The sequence below is a fragment of the Fundidesulfovibrio magnetotacticus genome, from assembly GCF_013019105.1.
Lineage (GTDB): Bacteria > Desulfobacterota > Desulfovibrionia > Desulfovibrionales > Desulfovibrionaceae > Fundidesulfovibrio > Fundidesulfovibrio magnetotacticus.
Map to the genome: position 1 here is coordinate 81,190 of NZ_BLTE01000006.1, position 22,964 is coordinate 104,153.

The following is a 22,964-nucleotide window of genomic DNA, read 5'->3' on the forward strand; positions in this document are numbered from 1 at the left end:
ACCATGGAACTCAAAGACCCCACAAACGCCGGCCAGCGCCAGGACCTCCCCTCGGAAAGCCCCGAGGAACGGGCCGCGCGCGTCGCCGAAATCAAGCGCCTCGTGCAGATGGGACGCTACCGCGTGGACGGTCGCGAGATCCTCTACAACATGCTCAAGACCGCTCCCTGACGCCTCCCCCCCTCGGCTTGACTTTCCCGCCTCCATCCGCTTTAGTTCTGGAACATCGCGGCAACCATCCGCTTCCCACAAGAGAGGAACGCCATGCCCAGACCCCATGTCGACCAGGACGAATGCATCTCCTGCGAATCCTGCGTGCAGATCTGCCCCGCCGCCTTCGAGATGAACGACGACGGCAAGGCCCAGGAACTCGAAAGCGCCACCGGCGGCGAGGAGTGCATCCAGGAGGCCATGGACACCTGCCCGGCCGAGTGCATCCACTGGCAGGACTAGCGCCGCCCGCGCGGCCGCAGCAAGGAGCGCCATGCAGCCCCTCGAAAAACACCTGCTGGTGACCATCTCGGAAGACGTCAACGCCCTCTTCGGGCTGCGCTTCGTCTTCAGCTTCTTCGCCCGCACCGACCTGGCGCGGCTCACCCTCTTCTACGTCTCGCCCAGGCCCGCCCCGGGACGCGAATTTCAGGAGAGCCTCTCCCCCTACTGCCAGCCCGGGCAGGACCCGGCCTTCGGGCAGAGCTGCCGCCAGCCGCCCCCGGCTCTGGCCGCCGCCAGGGACTGGCTCCTGGACATGGGCTTCCCCGCGAACCGGGTGGAGCTCAAGAGCGCCCCGGCCAAGCTGGGCACGGTCAAGGACATCGCGGCCGAGGCCGAACGCGGCCTCTACGACGCCGTGGTCCTGGGTCGAAGGGGCCTTTCCTGGTTCGACGAGATCTTCGACGATTCCATCACCCACCGCCTGCTCTGGGAGTCCATCACCTTCCCCCTGTGGGTCTGCCGCAACCCGGCGCGCCACCGCCGCAACGTGCTGCTGTGCGCCGACGGCTCCGAGCAGGCCCTGCGCGTGGCCGACCACGTGGGCTTCATCCTGCGCGACGAGCCCGAACACTCCGTGACCATCTTCCACAACCGCGCCCTGGGACTGCCCGAGGGCGAGCGCGTGGAGCAGATCATGGCCCGCACCGGCGAGGTGCTCCTGCAAAACGGCATCAGCGAGGAGCGCATCGACTACCTGGTCAAATCCTCCAAGGACGCGGCCGGGCTGATCCTCAAGGAGGCCGAACGCGGCGAGTACGCCGCCGTGGCCGTGGGCCGCTCCGCCGACAAGCCCGACACCCTGTCCAACATCTTCGGCTCCACGAGCCTGACGCTCCTGCGCAAGCTCGAAGGGGCCGCCCTCTGGATCTCCAAATAGACCGCCGCGCCGGGGGGAACCCCCTCCCGGCGCGGCCAGGGTTTTGACATTTCCCGGGAAAACGGCCACTCCTGCCGCCGGGAGCACCCGCAATGAAACGCAAAGTCCTTTTCCTGGTGGCGGACGGCATGGGCGGCTGGCCCGGCGAGATCGACGGCGGCACGGCCATGGAGGCCGCCGAAACCCCGGTGATGGACGCCCTGGCCGCCTCGGGCGTCACGGGAACGGCCCGCACCATCCCCCCAGGCATGCCCCCGGGCTCCGACGTGGCCAACATGGCCCTGCTGGGCTTCGACCCGGCCCGCCACCACACCGGGCGCGGCCCCATCGAGGCCGCCGCCCAGGGCCTGAAACTGGAACCCGACGACCTGGTCTGGCGGCTCAACCTGGTGAGCGTCTCGCGCTTCGACGCCTCCGGGACCATGCTCGACTACTCCGCCGGGCACATCGCCACGCCCGACGCCGTGCCCCTGGTGCGCCGCCTGGACCAGGAGTGCGCCCGCTGCTCCGACGCCTACAGTCCCTTCGCCCTCCACCCCGGCGTGCAGTACCGCCACCTGCTCGTGCAGCGCGGCGCGGCCCAAGCGCCCGAGGCCAGGCTCGCCGTGCGCCCGCCCCACGACATCACCGGCCAGTCCATCGCCCGGGACCTGGAGACCATCGGCGCATCGCCCCTTCTCTGGAGCCTCACGCGCTGCGCCGCGCGCCTGCTGGAAGGCCCGGACAACGCCACCAAGGCCAACGCCGTCTGGCCCTGGGGCCAGGGCCGCACCCTGACCCTGCCCTCCTTCGAGGCGGCCTTCGGGCTCAAGGGCGCGGTGGTCTCGGCCGTGGACCTCATCCGGGGCCTGGGCCGCGCGGCGGGCATGGAGGTGCTCGACGTGCCAGGAGCCACGGGCCTGCTCGACACCGACTACGAAGGCAAGGTGGCCGCCGCGGGCCGATTCCTGGAGCACGGCGACTTCGTGTTCGTGCACCTGGAAGGCCCCGACGAGTGCGGCCACGGCGGAGACGCCGCCTGCAAGGCCGAAGCCATCGCCCGCTTCGACGCCCGCGTGGTGGCCCCCCTCACCCAGGCCTTCCCCGAGGCCGTGTGCCTCATCACCTGCGACCACCTGACGCCCCTGGCCAAACGCACCCACGTGGACGACCCCGTGCCCTTCCTGCTGCACGCCCCGGGGTTGAACCCCAACGGCTCGGAGCGCTTCAGCGAGGCCCAGGCCGCCGCGAGAGGGCTGTGCATCGAACCGGGCCACGAACTCTTGGCGTGGGCCCTGGCCCGGGCCTCGGAGGCCTCGTGATCCGCCCCGGCGAGCCCTTCCCCTCGCCCGAGGCGGTCTTCCGCCTCCACGTGAGCTACGGCGAAACCGACGCCATGGGTGTGGTCTACTACGGCAACTACCCCCACTGGTTCGAGCGCGCCCGGGGCCTCTTCCTGCGCGAACGCGGGCTCTCCTACGCCGAGGTGGAGCGCCGGGGCTTCCTGCTGCCCGTGCGCGAGATGGCCGTGCGCTACCTGGCCCCGGCCCGCTACGACGAGGAGGTGGCCGTTCGCGCGGGCGTCAGCGTCTGGGGCCGCGCCTCCGTCACCTTCGCCTACCAGGTTTACGGCCCCCCCGAAACGTCCCGGCTCCTCTGCCTGGGGCAAACCCAGCACGCCTGCACGGACCCCACGGGCAAACCCGTGGCCGTGCCGTCCTGGCTCAAGGAACTCTGCGCCCGGTGACCCTCGACATCCACACCCACGCCTTCCATCCCAAGATCGCCCAGAAGGTCCTCGTACAGCTCGAAAGCCACTACGGCATCCGGCCCGTGGGCACGGGCGAGGCGGGCGACCTCCTGGAACGCCTGGACCGCGCGGGCCTGGACCGCGCCGCCGTGCACGCGGCGGCAACGGCCCCCGCACAGGTGATCCCGGCCAACAACTGGGCCATCGAGATGGCCCGGACCATGCCCCGCCTGATCCCCTTCGGCACCATGCACCCAGGCTTCCCCGGCTACGAGGACGAGCTGGACCGCCTGGAACGCGCGGGCATCCAGGGCATCAAGATCCACGCCGACTTCCAGGGCTTCCGCCTGGACGACCCGGCCCTGCGCCCCATACTGGAGGCCATGCGCGGGCGCTTCACGGCCATGTTCCACGTGGGCGACCGGCTGCCGCCCCACCAGAACCCCTCCTGCCCGGCCAAACTGGCCGCCATCCACCGGGACTTTCCGGGCCTGACCGTGATCGCCGCCCACCTGGGGGGCTACCTGCACTGGGTCGAGGCCCTGGAGCACCTGGCGGGCAGCGAGGTCTACGTGGACACCTCCTCCACCCTGCCCTTCATCGACGACGCGCTCCTGGCGGCCATCCTGGACCGCCACCCGGCGGAACGCGTGCTCTTTGGCTCCGACTACCCCCTTTTCGACCCGGGCGAGGAGATCGCCGCGCTCCAGGCGCGCCTCAGGCTCTCCGACGCCCGCCTGGAACTGCTTCTCGGCGCGGGGGAATCGCTCTTCCGCCCTTTTGACAAGCAGGCCCCCGCATCATAAAGTGCATTCCATACTGGACGACCGACGGAGGAGCGCCGTGCGCGTACTGCTCGTGGAAGACGAAATCGCCCATCGCCTGCTCATGCAGCGCTCCCTGCGCGACCTCTGCCAGACCGACGTGGCCGTCAACGGCCAGGAGGCCGTCGCCGCCTTCGAACTCGCCCACAAGGAAGGCGAGCCCTACGACCTGGTGCTCCTGGACCTGGAGATGCCCGTCATGGACGGCCAGCAGGCCCTCAAGGCCATCCGCTCCCTGGAGAAGGCCCTGGGCGTGCCTCCCGGCCGGGAAGTCCCCACCCTGGTGATCACCGCCCACGACGACCAGCGCAACGTCTGCGACGCCTTCTTCAAGGGCCTGGCCACGGGCTACCTGGTCAAGCCGGTGCGCATGGCCGATCTGCGCGCGCACATGGCCCAACTGGGCCTGGCCTGATCCGACCCCATCGCTCCCCGGGTTCACCTCCCGGGGCTACCGGACCGCTCGGGACAGGCGACGCATGCTTTTCGCGCCCCCCTCCCGATTGACATCGACTCTCATTTGCACTATCAGTTGGCCATGCACGATCGCCTCCATTCAAACCAAGCAAGGATAGCCATGGTCCCCCTGAAGGATTGTCCTGAAGGCAGCGTCGTCCGTATTGAAGACCTGCACGGAGACCCCCTTTGCAGAGGGCGGCTTTGCGCCCTGGGCATCACGCCCGGAGTGGAGGCCCGCGTCTGCGCCGACGGGGACTGCTGTCGCATCCGCGTGCGCGGTGGAGAGTTCTGCCTCGGGGCCGAAATGGCCGGACGGGTCATGGTTTCCCACATTCGCGAGGCTTAAAGGAGCTTTCATGCTGGAAAAAATCATCGTCGCCGCGCTGGTGGCGCTGGCAGGGGCGTACCTGGCGCGCCGCTTCCTGCGCGGCAGGACTCGGGGCGGTTGCGGGTGCTCCGGTTCATCCTCCGGCGGAGGCTGCTGCCAGGAGCTTGGGCCCATGCCCAAGTCCGGGGCCACTCCGGGCGGAGCCGGATCAGGCGGGAGCGGTTGCGGCGGGGCCTGCGGTTGTTCACGCGGCAGCTGACCTTTTTTTAAAACCCTCCAATTGAGACTGACTCTCAAGGTCTTTAAGCTTATGAAAGAGCACCGTTCCATCCGGCAAATGGCCGTCGGCGAGAAGGCGTGCATCGCGCGCATCTCCGCGGAGGGAGAACTGGGCAGACGCATCCGCGACATGGGCCTCGTGCCCGGAGCGGAGGTGGAGATCGTGGGCCGCGCGCCCCTGAACGATCCCGTGGCCCTGCGCCTGAAAGGCTTCACCCTTTCGCTGCGCAACAACGAGGCGGACTACCTTTTCGTCGCCAAGAGGAACGGAGACCAGGCATGAGCCAGACCCAGCACCGCGCGGCCGCCGAGAGCGCCGCCCCCCTCCACGATCAGGGCCTGCGCCTGCACACCGTTGCCCTGGCCGGCAACCCCAACGCGGGCAAATCCACGCTCTTCAACGCCCTCACGGGCGCGCGAGCCCACGTGGGCAACTACCCCGGCATCACCGTGGAGAAGAAGGTGGGCCGCGTGCGCGCTGGCGACACCGTGCTCGAAGTGGTGGACCTGCCCGGGGCGTACTCCCTCACGGCCTACTCCGCCGAAGAGCTGGTGGCCCGCGACTTCCTGGTGGAAGAGCGGCCCGCCGCCGTCGTGGACGTTTTGAACGCGGGCGCCCTGGAGCGCAACCTCTACCTCACCGTGCAGTTCATGGAGCTGGGCATCCCCCTGGTGCTGGGCCTGAACATGATGGACGAGGCCCGGCGCAACGGCGTGCACGTGGACGTGAAGCGCCTCTCCGCCATCCTGGGGTGCCCGGTCACGGAGCTGGTGGCCCGCACCGGCGAGGGCGTGCACGAGTTGTCGCTGGCCGCCGCCCAGACGGCCCGCGAGGCCAAGGGGCAGTGGAAGCCGCTCGAAATCTCCTACGGGCCGGACCTGGACCCCGCCATCACCGAAATGACCGCGCGCATCCTGGCCAAGTCCTTCCTCAAGGAGCGCTACCCCGCGCGCTGGATCGCCCTGAAATACATCGAGAACGACTCCCAGATCATGGAGCTGGGCCGCGCCGCCGATCCCGAACTGGCCGCGTGGCTCGAAGCCCGCGTGCTGCAGGTGGCCACCCACCTGCGCGCCACCCTGGGCACCTACCCCGAGGCCGTGGTGGCCGATTATCGCTACGGCTACATCGCCTCGGTGCTCAAGGGCGTGCTCAAGCGCGACGACCTGGGCGACCGCGTTGAGTTCTCCGACCGCATCGACCTTCTGCTCACGCACAAGGTGATGGGCCCCGTCCTGATGTTCGCGGTGATCTACCTGATCTACCAGCTCACCTTCACCGTGGGCAAAGTGCCCATGGACTGGCTGGAAGCGGGCTTCGGCCTGCTGAGCGAGACCGTGAACGACGCCCTGCCCGACGGCATGCTGCGCTCCCTGCTGGTGGACGGCGTGATCGCGGGCGTGGGCGGCGTGATGGGCTTCGTGCCCCTGGTGATGATCATCTTCCTGCTCATCGCCTTCCTGGAGGACTCGGGCTACATGGCGCGCATCGCCTACATGCTCGACCGGGTGTTCCGCATCTTCGGCCTGCACGGCTGCTCGGTGATGCCCTTCATCATCTCGGGCGGCATCGCGGGCGGCTGCGCCCTGCCTGGCGTCATGGCCAGCCGCACCCTGCGCAGCCCCAAGGAGCGCATCGCCACCATCCTCACCGCGCCCTTCATGACCTGCGGGGCCAAGCTTCCCGTGTTCATCCTGCTGGCGGGGGTGTTTTTCCCCGACCACGCCGCCCAGGCCATGTTCGGCATGACCATGCTGGGTTGGGCCATGGCCCTGTGCGTCTCCTGGATGCTGCGCTCCACGGTGGTGCGCGGCGAGTCCACCCCCTTCGTCATGGAGCTTCCTCCCTACCGCCTGCCCACCCTGCGCGGCCTGGCCATCCACACCTGGGAGCGCACCTGGCAGTACATCAAGAAGGCCGGCACGGTGATCCTGGCCGTCTCCGTGGTGGTCTGGGCCGCCATGACCTTCCCCGGCCTGCCCGAGGACAAGGAGAACGTCTTCGAGGCCCGCAAAGCCGAGATCTCCGAGCGCATCGCCGCCCTGGAGGCCGCCGAGGCCGCCCAGCCCGAAGCCAAGGAAGCCGCTGAGGCCAAGCCCGATGCTCCGGCCGCCGAAGCCAGGGCCGAGGAAGCGGACAAGGCCGACGCGCAGACCGCCGAGGCCCCCAAAGCCGAGGGCGAAGAGCCCGCCAAGGCCGAGGGAGAGCTGGAAACGCTCCAGGCCCAACTGGAAGACATCGAGAAGGAACAGGCCGCCGCCGCCCTTGAGGCCTCCCTGGCCGGACGCCTGGGCCTGGCCCTGGAGCCCGTGAGCCGCTGGGCCGGGTTCGACTGGCGCACCAACATCGCCCTGGTGGGCGGGTTCGCGGCCAAGGAAATCATCGTGTCCACCCTGGGCACGGCGTACTCCCTGGGAGCGGTGGAGGCCGAAGAGGCCGATCCCCTGGCTGAAAAGCTCACCCAGGCGGGCATCCCCCTGGCCGCCGGTCTCGCGCTCATGGTGTTCATCCTGCTCTACTCGCCCTGCTTCCCCACCGTGGTGGCCATCGGCAAGGAAACGGGCTCCTGGAAGTGGGCCGTGTTCTCCATGACCTTCAACACCGTCTTTGCCTTCGTGCTGGCCGTGGCCATCTTCCAGGTCGGCACGCTCCTCTTCCCTTAAGGCGCGTCCCTCGCGCCGATCCCTCCCCGGACCGCCCGGCCGCAAGGCCGGGCGGTCCGGCGGTTTCGGGCAGGGTCGGCCCCGCCCGAAACCCTGCGCGAAGCGCAGCTTGGAGCAGGGCGGCGTTGCCGCCCGGCAGCGACTCCCGCGAACACCGTCCCCGGGGTTCGCGCTCCGGCAAGAAGACCGCCCGGCCGCAAGGCCGGGCGGTTTCGTTTTGTCCGCTCGTGGAAACCACGCAGACATTGACAAGCCGATCGGCAAAGCCTATTGACATGTTGAACAGCGATATTTTCCGGTTCCACTTTATCCAGGAGGTGACGGCGTGCGGCCCGATCTCAAAAAACAACTCCTGAACGCCATGTTGGCCATCCTCGCGGGGGTCGTCCTTCTGGCGGCTCCGGAAATCGTCGAGGGGACCTTGAAGGCAGGCTATGCAAACGGCGACGAGTACGCCCACTCGACGGCAGGCCGGTTCATCGCCGCCATCAAGCATCCCGCCGAGCTCCTGGCGTATCTCCTGGTAGGCTTTCCCTTCCTCTCCTTCTTCGTAAGGGCCGTTTTCAAGGAGGTGTGGGAATACTTCCTGATGGAGCCGACAGAGAAGATGTTCTCCGATGTCTCGCAACATCTCAAGAACGTGTCCGACTCGATCAACGGCTACACGAGCAAACAGCTTCCTTACGAAGCTCTGGAGCAGCAGTTCACGGAGAACGCCTACGGCGTTCACTCCTACATGGAGAAGCAGAGTCTCTACCACTATGTGGCGAAGAACATCCTCCAGCCCTTCTGCAAGACGCCGCACCGGTCTATGATGGAGAAGCGGATCGACATCCGCGAAAGCGACATAGCGAGCCATTTCGCCTGGCACGAGGAAACGCAGTTCAAGATCCATCATCCGCTCTACCGTGACGGAGACGGGTTCGGGATCTTTCCCCTCTTCTGGTCCTCATCCATCATGAGCGCCTACGAGGACAAACACAAGATCAGCATCCTTGTCGACAACGAGGAACTCATCCCCGCCATTCCGACCAACCGCAGACCCCTGGAGAACGAGAGCGGCTTCTTCATCTACGCGGACTCGGAATGGACGACCTACAGTTTCTACCAGCAACTTTCGGTACGCAGGCCTTTCGTTCCCGTCTTCACCGAGGAGAACGCGCTCAGCTGCGTGGACGACAACGTCTTCACGGCCACTATTTACGAGCCAACCTACGGGTATACGCTGATCATGAACCTGCCCGACGGATACGTCTTCAAGGACACCCCGGAGTGCGGACTGCTGCAACTGTACAAGGGCGTCCGGGAGAGGATCAACATGGAGGATTGCCGAGACGACATCTGCAAGATGACCATCAGGGGCAACCGGCTGAAGATCGAGGCGAAAGGCTGGCTGCTTCCGGGGATCGTCTTCAACATCCGCTGGCAGGAAAAAGCCTAGGAACCATTTCCATCGGTCAACCTGCGGGCAAACGCTTTCCCAGCGAAGCGAGCTACATCGTCCGGCGTCCAGCCCGCGGGTTGAAGCTTCAGGCGTGACGGGTCACGCAAAAGCTGAGGGCGCGCCGAGTACTCGGCGCGCCCTGAGGCTGCTGAAAAGACGGCTTTGCGGATTTTCTGCAGCCCTGCGCGAAGCGCAGCCTGGAGCAGGGCGGCTTTGCCGCCCGTAAGCGGCTCCCACAAACCCCGTTTCGGGGTTTGTCATCAAGCTGAGAGCGCGCCGAGTACTCGGCGCGCCCTCAGTACGTTGAACACAAAGGAAGCGAAAAGCCTGCGGGGCGTACCCCCGGGAGGCAAAGCCGCTCTGCTCCCGTCCTGCCCTCAGGGAGGCCTGCCGTCCATGCCGCAGCTCAATTGGACGACAAAGTGGAGGAAGCTCCTATAACCCGGGCTCCCGAAACCGCATCGGAAGCCCAAGTCCGAAGGAGCAGAAGCCGTTTTCAGGCGGCAACGCCGCGCTGCAGCGCTCCGCGCCCAGCGCAAGGTTGCCGGGCATGCCGAAAAGTCGGTGTCTTGGGCAGACAAAGGGCGCGACGGTTGCCCGCGCGCCCGTCACTCGAGTGAGACCATGTTAATTCGTGGATCGCTTCATGATCCGGCCTCCTGATGTTGTGGCAGCCCAGGGCCGCCACACGTTGTTCGATGCCACACACTCGATATTTTACACATGCCCGGCGCAATGTAAACACCTTTCGCCGACGCTGTTCGTCACGCCACAACCTTCCGTTTCCGTGCGACTTTGCGCCCGCCAGACGCAGCCCCTCGTCATGTCCGGGAAGGGGCAGCCCCGGAGCCGTCTCGGACGGCTCCTCAACGGCCTCGTCGCAACCCAGCTCCTCCGCGTAACCCCGCCCCCTCCCAGCCCCTCTAGTACTTTGACCGGCATGCGCAACCGGATCAAGTCCCCCGACTTGACCCGATACCGGCCAGAGAGCACTCTGCCGGCAGGCGTCCCGGAATCGGACCGCGACCGCTCATGCGGGGACGGACGGCCCGCAGGGGGGAGGGGAGTCCCCAACCGCGCGGCCAGGAGACCATGAAGAACGTGCCAGATTCGGATTCCGGCGGGGCCGTCGACGACGCCCGGGCCGTGCGCATGGTGCTCGAAGGCCGCACCGAGGCCTTCGCCATCCTGGTCAGACGCCATCAGGACTACCTGTTCGGCCTGCTCAGGAGGCACATGCCCGCCGCCGAGGTGCCGGAGGCCGCCCAGGACGCCTTTGTGAAGGCCTTTGAGAAGCTGGGGCAGCTCAAGCAGCCCGAGTCGTTCCGGGCGTGGCTCTCCTCGCTGGCCATACGCCGGGCCATCCGGTACTGGCGCGAGACGGGGTCGCGCGGGGAGGTTTCGCTCAGCCTCGCGGGCGAGGACGGCCAGTCCTGGCTGGACGCCTTCCTGGCCGACGGATCACGCGAGCGCCACGAGGAAATGGTTCGCCGCCAGGAAGCAAGCTCCGTGGTGACCTGGCTCCTGGGGCGCGTGAAGCCCGACGACAGGATCGCCCTGGGGCTCTTCTACGCGGGCGACCACGAACTGACGGAAATCGCCTCCATGCTCGGCTGGAGCGTGGAAAAGGTGAAAGTGCGTCTGCACAGGGCGCGAAAAACCATGGCCGAGGCCCTGCGGGGGGCCGGCATGGCTGGAGGGACCGCATGAACGGGGAAAAGGATTTCCACCGTCTCGATCTGCTGATGGAACAGGCTTTCCGGAATCACCCGGAGGCGTCCGCCACGCCGGGCTTCGAAGCCCGCGTCATGGCCCGCCTGGCCGAGGCCCGGCGTTCCCTGAGCTTCTGGGACATCCTGCCGGGCGTGGCCCGGCCGCTGTTGGCCTCGGGCTTCGCCGCGGCCCTGCTCCTGGGGGCGCTGGCCTTCTCGGGCATGGGACGCGCTGGCGAACTGGCCCTGGCCGCCACCTATTCCGGCGACGCCGTCACCCGCTGGCTGGCGCTCTAGGAGGCCACGTGACGCGCACGCAAGGATGGCTTCTGGCCCTGGCCCTGCTGGTCTGCGGCATGGCCGTGGGCGCGCTGGGCATGGAGGCTTGGCGCGTCTGGTTCGGCGGCCCCTTCGGCCATTTCGGGCGCATGGAGCGCCTGGGACCGGCGGCCTTCGTGGTGGAGCGCATGACCCAGGACCTGGGGCTCAGCGCTGAGCAGGGCAAGGCCCTCACACCCCTTGTGGAGGAGATGTTCGCCAGGACCGCCGAGGCCCGCAAGCCCTTCCTGGAGGCCGAGGACGCCATCTTCGAGGAGTACCAGGCGCGCATCCGCGCCCTGCTCACCCCCGAGCAGGCCCGCAAGCACGAAGAAATCATGGTGCGTCTGCGCGAGCACCGCAAGCGCATGCTCTCCGGCCCTCCCGGGCCGCCCCCGCCGCCGGACGGACGCCGAGGCCCACCGCCCCCGCCGCCGGGACCGGCCGGTCCGCCGCCCTGGATCTCCCCAGGCGACCCCAAAGGCCCGCCCCCGCCGCCGGGGCAATAGAACGTCCCCTCCCGAGGCCTGATCCCCAAGGGCCGCACATGAAGGCCCCGTGTCCGCGCACGGGGCCTTCCGCGTTTCGCGGGCCAATCTCAAACCTTTCGACCCACCAGTTGGATGATGTTGAAGTATTTTCCCGCACCCGCGTCCATCATCGCTCTGTCCCCCTGGGCATAGGGATTGGGGGATTTAAGCCATTCGTCCCAGGCTTGCTGGCACGAGTCCATTTCGCGCAGCACGGTTATTTCCAGGCCGGGTTCCTTCGCCCAGAGCGCCCGCCACCAGCCGGGGGAATAAAAATACCACTCCGGAGTCCAGTAGGGCCGGATTTCCGGGGGCAAGCCCCCCTCGGGGAAATCCTGGTTGAATCCGGGAACGGCGACGGCCACATGGCCGCCTGGCTTCACCAACGGCAGGAGCTTCGGAAGCATGGTCTCGTTGGCGCCGAAGTATTGATAGGCATCCACGCTGAGGATCATGTCGAAAGAGTCCTGAGCGAACGGAATCTCTTGCGTTGCGTCAACCAGGAAGGGAAAGATCTGCGAACCAAGCCCCAGGCTAGCGAAGCGCTTCGCGTTCTCGGCGGGAGCGATCCACAGGTCGGCCGCAAACACCGTCACGTCGAATTTTTCCGCAAGAAGGATGGAAGATATTCCCATTCCGCAACCCAGGTCGAGGACTCGCATTCCTGGAGAAAGAGGGAGGTCGTGCGCCATTTCTTCCATGATGCGCATGGCGTTCGGCCCCATCATGGCGTCCAGAAGAAAGGCCTTGTCGTACTTGTCGGTAAACGGCGTGTCCATGGTCATCCCCTTTGTTCCTGTGAATGTTCAAGGACATTCTTCCCGCATACTGGCCCCGAATGCACTCCACGAGACGTTTCCGAAACAAGAAAGCGCCCTGAACCAGATCAGGGCGCTCCCGGATGTCAGCCGTTTTTGTCGGCGTTGAGGATTTTGTAGATAGCCTTTGTCGACAGGAAGTATTGTCTGGCCAACTCGACGGCGGAACAGCCCGCCAGGCGTCTGGCCCGAATCTCCCTGTTTCTCGCCCGGAGCGCCTCCCGGGTTTCCGTATGGGTACCCCACGGAAGCTTGCCGTCCGCTTTGCGCGGGATATAGAGGCACTCGCCGTCTATATACTGTTGAACCGCGCTCAACAAGGAGCGCGGCAGGACATCGCTCGCCTTCTTGTAGCTCATCGTGCTCCTCCCAAACATCGTCAGGAACGAGCAAGAGCTCTTGCCGGGAAATCAAGTCGTTGTGCAAAAGCCCTTGCTATGCATAACGACAGAATCCATTGCTCTGAACATGAACACCTCTTGCGATGTTGGTTGTTTCCTACATGACGGATTGCCATGCAGATCGACAAAGCGCACGTGGAAACCGGGGGCCGCTTCGCGCGGCGGCGGCGTTCCCCGCCCAGGCGGCCAAGCCCCCGCAGACCGGCAGCGACCTGGATGCGCCTCGCGCGCCAGGCCAGGGTGACGGCGCGGCGCGGCGCGGCAGCCGGACGGGCCTCAGCGACGGGCGCTGAGCAGGAAGACGGGGTAGGTGCGGGGCTGCCCGTCCGGACCGGGCTTCACCAGGCGGTGCACCTCGCGGGTGCGCACGCGTCCGAAGCCGGCCGCAGCGAAGAGCGAGGCCAGGGCCTCGGGCTCGAAGCCCTTGTGGAAGGCGTGCATGCCTTCTCCGTGGAAGCTGCCGTCCTCCACCGCGAGGTCTGCCACGGCCACGCGGCCTCCCTCAGGCAGCAGGGCGTGGAAGGCTTGCACCGCGGAGGGCACGTCGCGCACGTGGTGCAGCACCATGGAGGCGGCCAGGGCCTCGGGACGGGGCAGCTCCCGGGGCCAGGGCTGCTCGAAATTCCAGTGCAACGGGACCAGGGTGTCCAGCCCGGCCGCCCGGGCCTTTTCCCGCAGCACCTCCAGCATGGCCTCGGAGGTGTCGGCGGCCACCACGCGGGCCGCGCGCGGGGCCAGCCACAGGGAGACAAGGCCGGTGCCCGCGCCGTAATCCAACACGGTGCGCGTGCCGTCCAGGCCAAGGGATTCGGCCATGGCCGCGCCCACCACGCGGGCCAGTTCCACGCGGGCGGGGTTGTCGTCCCAGGTGCGGGCCACCTGGTCGAACTGGGAAGGCCGGTCGGGGGCGTCTTCGAACATGCGGGGGGCTCGCGTCAGCGGCCGCCCCGGCAGGCGGGGCAGACGCCGTAGAGATACATTTTGTGGCGGGTCAGGGTGAAGCCGTGGCGGGCGGCCACCTCTTCCTGGAGTTTCTCGATTGTTTCGTCGAGCACTTCCACGTTGGCGCCGCAGCGCTCGCAGATCAGGTGGTCGTGGTGGCCTTCGTCGAGGTGGCGTTCGTAGCGTGTCACGCCGTCGCCGAAGTCCACCTCCTTGGCCACGCCCGAGCCCGAGAGCAGCTTGAGCGTGCGGTAGACCGTGGCCTGTCCGATGGTCTTGTAGGACTTTTTGACCCGCTCGTAGAGTTCCTCGGAGGTGACGTGCCCCTCCTGGAGCAGGAACACGTCCAGGATGTGACGGCGCTGGGGCGTCATCTTGAGCCCTTCCTGGGCCGCGTAGTCGGCAAAGAGGACGTGGGGGTCTTTCATCAAGGGCTCCCTGGACGTTTTGCGCGCTCTATCCGTCTTGCATGGGCATGTCAAACGGGGAACCGCACAGGTTCCCCGTTCCGGAGCGCCTTAGAACAGGGTAAGCCCCAGGTCGCCGCCCATGGCCTGCACGGCGTCGGGGCGGCGCGTCATGAAGCGTTCCTCCCAGTCCAGCACATGGGCGGCCAGGGCCTGGAGCAACGCGGGCTCCAGCTCGGGGAAGCGCTTGACGGTCTTGAGGAACTTGTCGCGCGTGAGGGCCATGCTCACCGTCTCTTCCACGGCGCGCACGGAGAAGTTGGCCCGCCCGCCCAGGATCAGGGCCAGCCCGCCCAGGCTGTCTCCCTGCTCCAGGGTTTTCAGGACCACGGCCTCGCCGCCCGTCTGGCGCATGACCTCCACGCGGCCGCAGCTCAGGTAATGGAAGGCGTCGGCGGTTTCCCCCTGCCGGATCAGGTAGTCGCCCGGCTGATGGGTCTCGGCGACGCTCAGGTAGGCCAGCACCTTGCACACGTCCAGGGGAACGCCGCCGAAGAGGGGCAACTCCCGCAGGACTTCAAGATAATCGGCGTAGGCGCAGGAGCTAGTGTCCGGCTTTGTTTCCGTTGACGAGCTCATAAAGCATCCCCTTCTTGGCCATGAGTTCCAGGTAGGAGCCCGTTTCCACGAGCTGACCGGCCTTCATCACCGCGATCTTGTCGTATCCCTTGATGGTGTCCAGGCGGTGCACCACGGCGATCACTGTGGAGCGGCCCTTCCATTTGGAGTCCAGCAGGTTCTGGATGCGCGCCTGGGCGGCATTGTCCAGGGCGGAGGTGGCCTCGTCCAGGAGCAGGAGCGGCGGCTCCTTGAGGAAGGCCCTGGCCAGGGCCACCTTCTGGCGCTGCCCGCCCGAGAGACGGTCGCCGGCGGTGCCCACCTGGAAGTCCAGGCCCAGCTCCACGATGCGCTCCAGCATGTCCTCCTGGATGAGCAGGCTGATGATGGTCTTGTTCACCCGGTCCAGCACCTTGGAGCTTTCGCTCTTGAGCTTGCCGAAGAGGATGTTGTCCAGGATGGTCTGGGTGTGGATGTAGTTGTCGCGGCGGTAAAAGCTGACGCGTTCCGGGTCCTCTGCGGCGATGCGCTCCATGAAGAGGGCGCGCCCGCCCAGGAGCATGCGCTCGGCCATGTCGGGCAGGCGCACGATGCCGTGGCGGCCCGGGGCGAAGCGCAGGGCCAGGCGCAGGAGCATGGCCTTGCCCTGTTCGTCCTGGTCCATCACCTTGGCGCGCTCCAGGCGCTCGGCCAACTGGGCGTAGGACTCGAACTCCTCGGGGAGCACGGGGGTCTGCTCGAAGAAGGTGGCGTCGGCGTCCGGGACGTTCTTCAGGATGTCCACGGTCTGGACGGTGAGGTCGCGCCCCAGCTCCAGGAGGAGCAGGGTCAGGTTGGCCTCGTCCAGGAAGCGCAGGAAGTCGGGATTGTCGGCCAGGTTCTCGGGGAGCCAGGCTTCCTGGTTGGGGTTGCCGAAGAGGATGTTGGCGGCCACCGAGGAGTGGTGCAGGTAGCGCCCCTCGTCGAAGAACTCCACCAGGCCGCGCAGTTCCTCGCCCTGGTCGGCGTAGTAGGCCTCGCGGATGGCGATGATCTTGGCCACGAGGTGTTCCTTGCGGCCCTTCTTGAACACGGTGTTCAGGCCGAAGCGCAGCACGTCCAGGAACAGGCCCACCTGCTGGGTGACCTCGATGAGCCGGTCCAGGCTGGGTTCGTTGTCGGCGGGGTCGAGCCCCTTGGAGACGAAGCGCGCGTTCACGGAATAGAGCAGGTTCTCCTTGATGGAGCCCTCGAAGATGAACGGGTGCTGGGGCACGAAGCCCATGTTCTCGGCCAGGTCGGACTTGGCCATGGCGGCCACCTCCTGCCCGCCCACCTGGCAGGACCCGGAGGAATATTTGTAGATCTGGGCGATGCACAACGCCAGGGTGGATTTGCCCGAGCCCGAGAAGCCCACCAGGGCCAGATGCTGTCCGGGCTCCACGCCAACGCTCACGCCCTTGAGCAGCCGGATGCCGCCCGGGGCTTCCATGATCAGGTCCTTCACCTCCACCTTGCCGGGCAGGACAAGGGGGGCGCGCTCCTCGGCAGGCTCCAGGGCGAACTCGCAGTCTTCCGCGAAGTATTCCATCACGCGGTTGTAGCTGACGGTGGCGTCCTGGTAGGTCTGGTAGAAGTCCATGAGCTCTTTCCAGGGATCGTAGAGCTTGTCGTTGGCCGAGAGGAAGGCCACCAGCGCGCCCAGGTCGAAGCGGCCGTTGATGGCCAGCCAGCCGCCCACCAGAAAGAGCACGAAGGGGCCCAGGGACTGAAAGAAGTTGTTGGAGTTCTTGATGCCGAACTTCCAGAGGTTCCAGCGCAGGCGCACCTTGAACTGCTTGTCGGTGATGGCCCCGAAGCGGGCGTTCTCGTGGCGGAAGGAGGCGTTGCCGTGGATTTCGTGGATGCCCTGGACCGTCTCGCCGATCATGGTGGACATCTTGCGCCCGGTGTCCACGCGCTCGCGGTTGGCGGCGTTGGAGCGTTTCTGCATCATGGGCACGAAGACGAGCGCCAGGGGGTAGAGCACCATGGAGAGCCCGGCCAGCAGGGGGTTGAGGTAGAAGAGGTACCCCGCGAAGGCCAGGAGCGTGAGGATGTTGGTGACGGGCACGGCGATGGCCTGGCCGATGAAGTCGCCCGCGTTGGCCACCTCGGTGACCAGCGAGGAGACGATCATGCCCGGGCTGGCCTTGCGGAAGAAGCCGATGGGCAGCGTGAGGATGTGGGCGTAGAGCTTCTTGCGCATGTCGGCCAGGGCTTCCTGGCCGATGTAGGTCTGCAGCGCGTTGATGGCGAACTTCAGGGCCGAGGCGCTCACCACGGCGGCCAGGTAGTAGCCGCAATACATGATGAGCAGATGCACCTTCTGCTGCCCGATGGCCTCGTTGATGATCTTCTTCTGCATCTCCAGGGGCAGCACCCGGATGGCCACCGTGACCACGATGACCGCCAACAGGATGCCCTGGAGCTTCATGTTGCTGGTGAGCACCCAGGAGATGAGCGAACGTTTGTAGATCTTGTCGGGCAGTTCGGGCGTAAGCGGCATGGCGCGGCCTTTGGTTGGCGTTTGCCCCGTGATGCCCCGAATCCGCCGCGTTGGCAACACTCGCCCGCGCTTTCCGGCGTCCCCACTTTCCTCTGGATTCAGCCCCCACCGCGCGCTATCCTGGGCCAAGCGCGCAACGCCAACGCACAGGAGCCCCCATGCCCCTGCCTCCCCTGCATTCCTGGTGGTCCGACCGCATCAAGGCCATGCGCCGCGACAAGCTGCGCACGGCCCTGCAGGGCGTGGCCTACCTGCTGGCCATCGCCTGGCTGGACTACGCCACGGGCTACGAGATCAACCTCACGGTGGTCTACGTCACGCCGCTGATCATGCTCACGGTGGCCGGGGGCTGGCGGGTGGGCGTGGCCACGGCCTTCGCCTGCGCCCTCTCGGTGGAGTTCACCGACTGGCTGGCCGGGCGGCGTTACGACCAGTGGGCCTTCCACGCCTACAGCTTCATCTCCCACAGCCTGTCGTACCTGTCGTTTCTGCTGCTCATCGTGCAGCTCCTCAACCTCTGGGACCGCGAGCGGGCCATGGCCGGGCAGGACCAGCTCACCGGCCTGCACAACCGCCACGGCTTCCTGGGCCTGGCCGAGGAGCGCCTGCACGCCTGGGCCAGGGAGAAGCAGCCCGCCGTGATGACGGTGTGGAACCTGGCCAGGCTGCGGGAGGTGAACGCGCAATTCGGGCACGACAAGGCCGACGCCCTGCTCCTGAGCGCGGCCGACGCCCTGCGCGACGCACTGCCCGACGCGGTGGTGGGCCGCACGGGGTCCGACCGCTTCGCCGCCCTGTCCACGGCCCGGGAGCTTGGCAACCTGCACGAGCGCCTCCACGCCGTGGAGGAGGCCCTGGCCCGCGCCGCGCGCCACGTGGGCGTGCCCCTGGCGCTGCGCAACGCCCACCTGCCCCTGCCGCCCCGGAGGCTCACCCCCGACGAGGTGGCCAAGCGCCTGGACGAACTGCTCGACCGCGTGGGCTGACCGGGCCGCCCCTCGGGGGACGGCCCTTTCGGCGTTCTGTCCGCGCCTTACGGGCAGGGGATCTGCTCGTAGACCTTGCGGCCGTCGCGGATCACTTCGCGGTAGCACTTGTTCTCCACCACGTAGACCGTTTCCTTGTTCGATTTGGCGATGGCCACCGCCGTGGCCGGAAGCACCGTGAGCATGGCCCCCAGGGCCATGCCCGCCGCCACGCCGGATGCCGGAGCGTAGCCGTATCCGCCGTAGTAGCCCGGGGCCACGGGCACTGGCACGGGCACTGGCACGGGCGGGGGCGGGGGGGCCACCCAGCCGCGCGGGGCGGCCACCACGTTGCCGTTTGGGCCGCGCGCCGCAGCCCCGTAGGGACCGCGCGCCGCCGCCGCGCCGCCCGGGCCGCGCGCCGCCGCGTTGCCCCTGGGGCCGCGCACGGCTTCGCCGCCGTAGGGCCCCCTGGCGGCCACGCCGCCCCTGGGGCCTTGCACCGCCACACCGCCGCGCGGCCCCGTGGCCACGCTGCCGCGCGCGGCGGAGTAGCCGCCCCTGGGACCGCCGCCCCGGCGCTGGGCCAGGGCGAAGTCCGCCACCACGAGCCACTGGGCCGCCACGAAGAGCACGGTGAAGATCACCGTGCACCACGCCGCGCCGGGGGACGCCTCGACGCGCACGTTCCATCCGTCGGGGATGCTCATGGCGTCCTCCTACTGTTTCCCCGGCTGCTTGCCGGTGATGATGGCGTCGTCGCGCACGGCCCCGGCCGGCGGCTCGAACTCGAAGGACCCGGCGGGCTGCGGGCCGCCCTTCCAGTTCGAGAGCACGGCTGAGAACTGGGGCGCGCCCGCCTGGCGCTTCTCGGTGATGACGATCTTGCGGGGATAGGGCGTGGCCGAGTCCTCCAACCAGATCTGCCAGTCCACGTCCTTGCCCAGGAAGAAGAGCTGATCGCAGACCGTCCCCGCCACCTTCGCCTTGCCCACGTAGTAGCTGGATTCGGGCTTGAGCCTGTCGCAGGGTTTGTTGGAGATCAGATCGCCCAGGGTGGATTCGATGCCGTACGACGCGGACAGCATGTCCATGAGGGCGTCTGTGTCCATTGCCGCCGGGAGCTGGGCGTAGGCCTTGCGGTCTGGCAAGAGAAGGCTGAAGGCCTTGCCGTCGAACACGGAGAGCACCTGGATGTCGTCGCCGTCGGTGACGATGCGGAAGGCCCCGGGCCGCCGCACGCGCACCTCCATGCGCCTGCCGGCCTGCACCTTGGAGCCATCGCCGTAGACCTTGTCCAGGGTGACGTCGGCCTCGAAGGAGTACTCGTTGAGCGCGGCGAGGGCATGGCAACTCTTTTCCAGGAGCGAAACGGCCCTTGCGTCCACATCCGGGGCCTGGGGTTTCTTCTTCTCCTTGGCCTGGACGGGCAGGCAGACGCAGAGCGACAGGGCGAGGACAGCCAGAACGCCGGACACGGCCTTTGCGCGGAAGTGCATGAGCTTGTTCTCCTTGAAGGCGCGCCGCAGACGCGCAAGATTTTCCATTCCATCCGGGTTACCCCCATCCTCCGAGCAGCGCAACACGTCGGCCGCACCTCCCTTGGGCCGGAAGTCCCCGGTCCCGGCTTCCCGGCCTTGACTTCCCCGCCCGCGCCCGCAATATCCCCCCTATGCGTCTCCACGTGTCCCTGCGCCTGCGCATCTATCTCGTCCTGGGCCTGCTCCTGGCCGTCACCGTGGGCGGCGGGGCCTTCATGCTCTGGTATGGCACCCGCATCCAGACGTTCCTGTCCGGCGTCTTCGACCGCCAGGTCCACGCCCTCGACGCCGCCATGCGCCTGGAAAGCTCCCTGGCCGCCCAGCGCGGCTTCCTCACCTACTATTCCCTGGATTTCGACAAGTCCTGGCTCACGCGGCTCTCCGAGCAGCAATCCGCATTCGAGCGCGAGCTCTCCAAGGTGCGCTCCTTCGTGGACGACGAGTCCACGCGCAGGCTCGTCAACGACATCGAGTCGGGCTTTCTGCGCCTCACCGTGGAGCGCGAGCGCGTGGTGGAGCTGCTCAACGCGGGCAACCGCCAGGGCGCGTCCCAGATCCACGCCGCCGCCCGCAAGCGCTTCGACGCGCTCATCACCCAGTGCGAGCTCTTTCTCGATTCGCTGCGCGCGGGCCTGAGCCGAGACCGCGCCGAGGGGCTGAGCCGCATGGAGCTGGCCAACACCATGGCCACGGTGTTCGTGCCCTTCACGCTCCTGCTGGGCCTCGTGCTGGCCCTGGTGCTCTCGCGCCAGATCCTGGGCCCCATTCGCCGCCTGGCCGAGGGCGAGGACCAGCCCGCCGGCCCCGACGAGGTGGCCGCCCTGGAGACGCGCATGCACGGCCTGCTGGAGCGCGCCGTGCAGGCCCGATCCAAGCTCGAAAAAAGCCAGGCCACCCTCAAGGCCGCCGAGCGCATGGCCACCGTGGGCAAGATGGCCGCAGGCGTGGCCCACTCCATCCGCAACCCGCTCACCTCCGTGAAGATGCGCCTCTTCTCGCTCCAGCGCTCCCTGGACCTCAGCGAGAACCAACGAGAAGACTTCGAGGTGATCTCCCAGGAGATCAAGCACCTGGACCTGATCATCCAGAACTTCCTGGAATACGCCCGCCCCCCCAAGCTCACGCTGGCGCGCTCCTCGCCCTCCGACGTCACGGCCGCCGCCGTGCAGCTCATGCGCCCGCGCCTGGACGCCCAGCGCATCACCGTGCACGTGGAGCGCGAAGAACCCCTGCGCCCCATCCTCATCGACCCCGAGCAGCTCAAGGAGGTGCTCGTGAACCTCTTCGCCAACGCCATGGACGCCATGCAAGGCCCCGGGACCATCACCGTGGACGAGTCCGAAGGCTTCATGGAGCCCATGGGCCGCGTGGCCGTGCTGAGCGTCTCCGACACCGGTCCCGGCGTGCCCGAGGAGGAACGCGAACGCGTCTTCGAGCCTTTCCACACCACCAAGGAGGAGGGCACGGGCCTGGGCCTGCCCATCGCCCGGCGCATCGTCACCGAACACGGCGGCAGCATCTCGCTCACCCAGGCCAAGGGCGGCGGGGCCAAGTTCACCATCACCCTGCCCTTCGACTCCGAATCCCAGGGGAGGGCCAGATGGAACTAGCGCGCGCCCATGACCGCCGGGAGGACCGACCGTGAGCGTGATCCTCGTGGTGGACGACGAACCCGGGCTGCGCCAGAGCTTCGCGCGGCTCATCGAGCAGGAGGGCCACCAGGCCCTCACCGCCGCCTCGGGCGAGGAGGGCATCGCCGCCCTGGCCGACAAAAAGCCCGACCTGGTGGTCATGGACGTGCGCATGCCCGGCATCTCCGGCCTGGAGGCCCTGGCGCGCATGAAGGCCGCCGACCCGGCCACCCCCGTGATCATCATGACCGCCTACGGCGACACCGGCACGGCCATCGAGGCCGTGAACAAGGGCGCGTTCGACTACATCCTCAAGCCCTTCGACATCCCCGAGATGCTGGGGCTCATCCAGCAGGCCCTGGACGCCTCCAGCCAGGCCCGGGGCTCCAAAGCCAAGGACGCAGGGGAGGCCCCCAGCGTGAGCCTCGTGGGCCAGAGCCGCGCCATGCGCGAGGTCTACAAGCAGCTGGGCCGCGTGGCCGCCACCGAGGCCACGGTGCTCATCCAGGGCGAGTCCGGCACGGGCAAGGAACTGGCCGCCCGCGCCGTGTGGAGCTATTCGCCGCGCAAGAACCGGCCCTTCGTGGTGGTGAACTGCGTGGCCATCCCCGAATCGCTCCTGGAGAGCGAACTTTTCGGCCACGAAAAAGGCGCGTTCACCGGGGCCTCCCAGCGCCGCGCGGGCAAGATCGAGCAGGCCCAGGGCGGCACCGTGTTCCTGGACGAGATCGGCGACATGCCCCTGCCCGTGCAGGCCAAGCTCCTGCGCCTGCTCCAGGAAAAGCAGATCGAGCGCCTGGGCGGCAAAGGCCCCGTACCCGTGGACGTGCGCATCATCGCCGCCACCAACCGTGACCTCGAAGCCGCCATGGCCGAGGGACGCTTCCGGGAAGACCTCTACTACCGCCTCCAGGTGGTGCGCATCGTCCTGCCGCCCCTGCGCGAGCGCAAGGAGGACCTCTCCCAGCTGGCCGCCCACTTCCTGGGGCTCCACGCACGGGCCATGAACGCCCGCGACCCGGGCATCACCCCCGGAGGGCTGGCAGCCCTGGAGGACCACGCCTGGCCCGGCAACGTGCGCGAACTCTCCAACGTGCTCAACAAGACCCTCATTTTCAGCCGGGGTCTGGCCATCTCCGCCGACGACGTGCGCGCGGCCATCGCCGGGCGCACTCCCGCGGAATCCCACGACCTCGCGGCCGACGCGGAGGGCGCCTTGGACGCCTGGGTGCGCGCCGTGGTGGCCGCCGGCGGGCCGGACCTCCACAACCGCGCGGTGGACCGCCTCTCGGCCCTGGTGGTGGCCGAGGCCCTGCGCGTCTCGGGGGGCAACCGCACCCACGCCGCGAGGCTCCTGGGGCTTTCGCGCCCCACGCTTCTGGCCAAGATGGACAAGCTCGGGCTGGTGGTGGAGGCCCAGGTGCGCGTGGGCGACGTGCTCTCCTGAACCGAACC

26 protein-coding genes are annotated in these 22,964 nt (G+C 67.6%); 18 read left to right on the forward strand and 8 right to left on the reverse strand.

The features are described 5' to 3' along the window. The first annotated feature begins 3 nt into the window (after positions 1-3). The 15 genes from NNJEOMEG_RS08010 to NNJEOMEG_RS08080 all read left to right on the forward strand — a co-directional run bounded on the left by NNJEOMEG_RS08010 (position 4) and on the right by NNJEOMEG_RS08080 (position 11,638). Positions 4-171 (forward strand): flagellar biosynthesis anti-sigma factor FlgM, encoded by a 168-nt coding sequence (locus NNJEOMEG_RS08010; RefSeq protein ID WP_173083148.1) that lies wholly within the window; start codon positions 4-6, stop codon positions 169-171. Positions 172-264: 93 nt separating this feature from the next. After that, on the forward strand, positions 265-453 hold the full coding sequence (locus tag NNJEOMEG_RS08015) for a ferredoxin (RefSeq protein WP_173083150.1): 189 nt from the start codon (positions 265-267) through the stop codon (positions 451-453). 31 nt (positions 454-484) lie between these two features. Then, positions 485-1,372: a universal stress protein gene (locus NNJEOMEG_RS08020; RefSeq protein WP_173083152.1), complete on the forward strand. Its 888-nt coding sequence runs from the start codon at positions 485-487 to the stop codon at positions 1,370-1,372. 92 nt (positions 1,373-1,464) lie between these two features. Beyond that, the gene (gene apgM, locus NNJEOMEG_RS08025; protein ID WP_173083154.1) at positions 1,465-2,673 is read left to right on the forward strand and encodes a 2,3-bisphosphoglycerate-independent phosphoglycerate mutase; all 1,209 of its coding nucleotides are present in this window, start codon (positions 1,465-1,467) and stop codon (positions 2,671-2,673) included. Continuing rightward, on the forward strand, positions 2,670-3,098 hold the full coding sequence (locus NNJEOMEG_RS08030) for an acyl-CoA thioesterase (protein ID WP_235956880.1): 429 nt from the start codon (positions 2,670-2,672) through the stop codon (positions 3,096-3,098). The genes apgM and NNJEOMEG_RS08030 overlap by 4 nt, the downstream gene beginning before the upstream one ends. Further along, a complete protein-coding gene (locus tag NNJEOMEG_RS08035) occupies positions 3,095-3,907 on the forward strand; it encodes an amidohydrolase family protein (RefSeq protein WP_173083156.1) in 813 nt (270 codons plus the stop codon). Before NNJEOMEG_RS08030 ends, NNJEOMEG_RS08035 begins: the two co-directional genes overlap by 4 nt. A gap of 37 nt (positions 3,908-3,944) precedes the next feature. Next, entirely contained in the window at positions 3,945-4,340 is a 396-nt protein-coding gene (locus NNJEOMEG_RS08040; protein ID WP_173083158.1) for a response regulator, read from the forward strand. A gap of 162 nt (positions 4,341-4,502) precedes the next feature. Further along, entirely contained in the window at positions 4,503-4,730 is a 228-nt protein-coding gene (locus NNJEOMEG_RS08045; RefSeq protein ID WP_173083160.1) for a FeoA family protein, read from the forward strand. 10 nt (positions 4,731-4,740) lie between these two features. Next, positions 4,741-4,971, forward strand: a complete 231-nt coding sequence (locus NNJEOMEG_RS08050) for a FeoB-associated Cys-rich membrane protein (RefSeq protein ID WP_173083162.1) — start codon at positions 4,741-4,743, stop codon at positions 4,969-4,971. A gap of 51 nt (positions 4,972-5,022) precedes the next feature. Beyond that, positions 5,023-5,274, forward strand: coding sequence for a FeoA family protein (locus NNJEOMEG_RS08055; protein ID WP_173083164.1), 252 nt, complete (start codon positions 5,023-5,025; stop codon positions 5,272-5,274). Next, on the forward strand, positions 5,271-7,655 hold the full coding sequence (gene feoB, locus NNJEOMEG_RS08060; protein ID WP_173083166.1) for a ferrous iron transport protein B: 2,385 nt from the start codon (positions 5,271-5,273) through the stop codon (positions 7,653-7,655). Before NNJEOMEG_RS08055 ends, feoB begins: the two co-directional genes overlap by 4 nt. 325 nt (positions 7,656-7,980) lie before the next feature. After that, positions 7,981-9,096, forward strand: coding sequence for a hypothetical protein (locus tag NNJEOMEG_RS08065; RefSeq protein WP_173083168.1), 1,116 nt, complete (start codon positions 7,981-7,983; stop codon positions 9,094-9,096). Between the two features lie 1,095 nt (positions 9,097-10,191). Next, entirely contained in the window at positions 10,192-10,809 is a 618-nt protein-coding gene (locus NNJEOMEG_RS08070; RefSeq protein ID WP_173083170.1) for an RNA polymerase sigma factor, read from the forward strand. Beyond that, a complete protein-coding gene (locus NNJEOMEG_RS08075; protein WP_173083172.1) occupies positions 10,806-11,108 on the forward strand; it encodes a hypothetical protein in 303 nt (100 codons plus the stop codon). The genes NNJEOMEG_RS08070 and NNJEOMEG_RS08075 overlap by 4 nt, the downstream gene beginning before the upstream one ends. An 8-nt stretch (positions 11,109-11,116) precedes the next feature. Continuing rightward, positions 11,117-11,638, forward strand: a complete 522-nt coding sequence (locus tag NNJEOMEG_RS08080; RefSeq protein WP_173083174.1) for a hypothetical protein — start codon at positions 11,117-11,119, stop codon at positions 11,636-11,638. An 89-nt stretch (positions 11,639-11,727) separates the two neighbouring features. Here the strand turns inward: NNJEOMEG_RS08080 and NNJEOMEG_RS08085 are convergent, their stop codons facing one another. From NNJEOMEG_RS08085 to NNJEOMEG_RS08110, 6 genes are all read right to left on the reverse strand, one after another. After that, complete coding sequence (locus NNJEOMEG_RS08085; protein ID WP_235956881.1) at positions 11,728-12,444, reverse strand: SAM-dependent methyltransferase; 717 nt, start codon at positions 12,442-12,444, stop codon at positions 11,728-11,730. Positions 12,445-12,563: 119 nt separating this feature from the next. Further along, positions 12,564-12,836 (reverse strand): CD3324 family protein, encoded by a 273-nt coding sequence (locus tag NNJEOMEG_RS08090; protein WP_173083176.1) that lies wholly within the window; start codon positions 12,834-12,836, stop codon positions 12,564-12,566. A 318-nt stretch (positions 12,837-13,154) separates the two neighbouring features. Beyond that, a complete protein-coding gene (locus NNJEOMEG_RS08095; RefSeq protein ID WP_173083178.1) occupies positions 13,155-13,799 on the reverse strand; it encodes a class I SAM-dependent methyltransferase in 645 nt (214 codons plus the stop codon). 14 nt (positions 13,800-13,813) lie between these two features. After that, positions 13,814-14,248 (reverse strand): Fur family transcriptional regulator, encoded by a 435-nt coding sequence (locus NNJEOMEG_RS08100; protein WP_173083180.1) that lies wholly within the window; start codon positions 14,246-14,248, stop codon positions 13,814-13,816. 90 nt (positions 14,249-14,338) lie between these two features. Next, a complete protein-coding gene (locus NNJEOMEG_RS08105; protein ID WP_173083182.1) occupies positions 14,339-14,866 on the reverse strand; it encodes a cyclic nucleotide-binding domain-containing protein in 528 nt (175 codons plus the stop codon). Further along, the gene (locus tag NNJEOMEG_RS08110; RefSeq protein ID WP_173083184.1) at positions 14,832-17,372 is read right to left on the reverse strand and encodes an ABC transporter ATP-binding protein/permease; all 2,541 of its coding nucleotides are present in this window, start codon (positions 17,370-17,372) and stop codon (positions 14,832-14,834) included. Before NNJEOMEG_RS08110 ends, NNJEOMEG_RS08105 begins: the two co-directional genes overlap by 35 nt. Before the next feature lie 158 nt (positions 17,373-17,530). Here NNJEOMEG_RS08110 and NNJEOMEG_RS08115 point away from each other — a divergent pair, with 158 nt between their 5' ends. Beyond that, a complete protein-coding gene (locus NNJEOMEG_RS08115) occupies positions 17,531-18,358 on the forward strand; it encodes a GGDEF domain-containing protein (RefSeq protein ID WP_173083192.1) in 828 nt (275 codons plus the stop codon). A 47-nt stretch (positions 18,359-18,405) separates the two neighbouring features. On the opposite strand, the gene NNJEOMEG_RS08120 is transcribed toward NNJEOMEG_RS08115, so the two are convergent. Both NNJEOMEG_RS08120 and NNJEOMEG_RS08125 read right to left on the reverse strand, forming a co-directional pair. Then, positions 18,406-19,047, reverse strand: a complete 642-nt coding sequence (locus NNJEOMEG_RS08120) for a hypothetical protein (protein ID WP_173083194.1) — start codon at positions 19,045-19,047, stop codon at positions 18,406-18,408. A 9-nt stretch (positions 19,048-19,056) separates the two neighbouring features. Next, the gene (locus NNJEOMEG_RS08125; RefSeq protein WP_173083196.1) at positions 19,057-19,884 is read right to left on the reverse strand and encodes a DUF2092 domain-containing protein; all 828 of its coding nucleotides are present in this window, start codon (positions 19,882-19,884) and stop codon (positions 19,057-19,059) included. 125 nt (positions 19,885-20,009) lie between these two features. On the opposite strand from NNJEOMEG_RS08125, the gene NNJEOMEG_RS08130 reads away from it, so the two are divergent. Together NNJEOMEG_RS08130 and NNJEOMEG_RS08135 are read left to right on the forward strand one after the other, a co-directional pair. Continuing rightward, the gene (locus NNJEOMEG_RS08130) at positions 20,010-21,488 is read left to right on the forward strand and encodes a sensor histidine kinase (RefSeq protein WP_173083198.1); all 1,479 of its coding nucleotides are present in this window, start codon (positions 20,010-20,012) and stop codon (positions 21,486-21,488) included. Positions 21,489-21,519: 31 nt separating this feature from the next. Continuing rightward, positions 21,520-22,956 carry a sigma-54-dependent transcriptional regulator gene (locus NNJEOMEG_RS08135; protein ID WP_173083200.1) on the forward strand — a complete coding sequence of 479 codons (1,437 nt, stop codon included), beginning with the start codon at positions 21,520-21,522 and terminating at the stop codon, positions 22,954-22,956. Positions 22,957-22,964 lie beyond the last annotated feature (8 nt).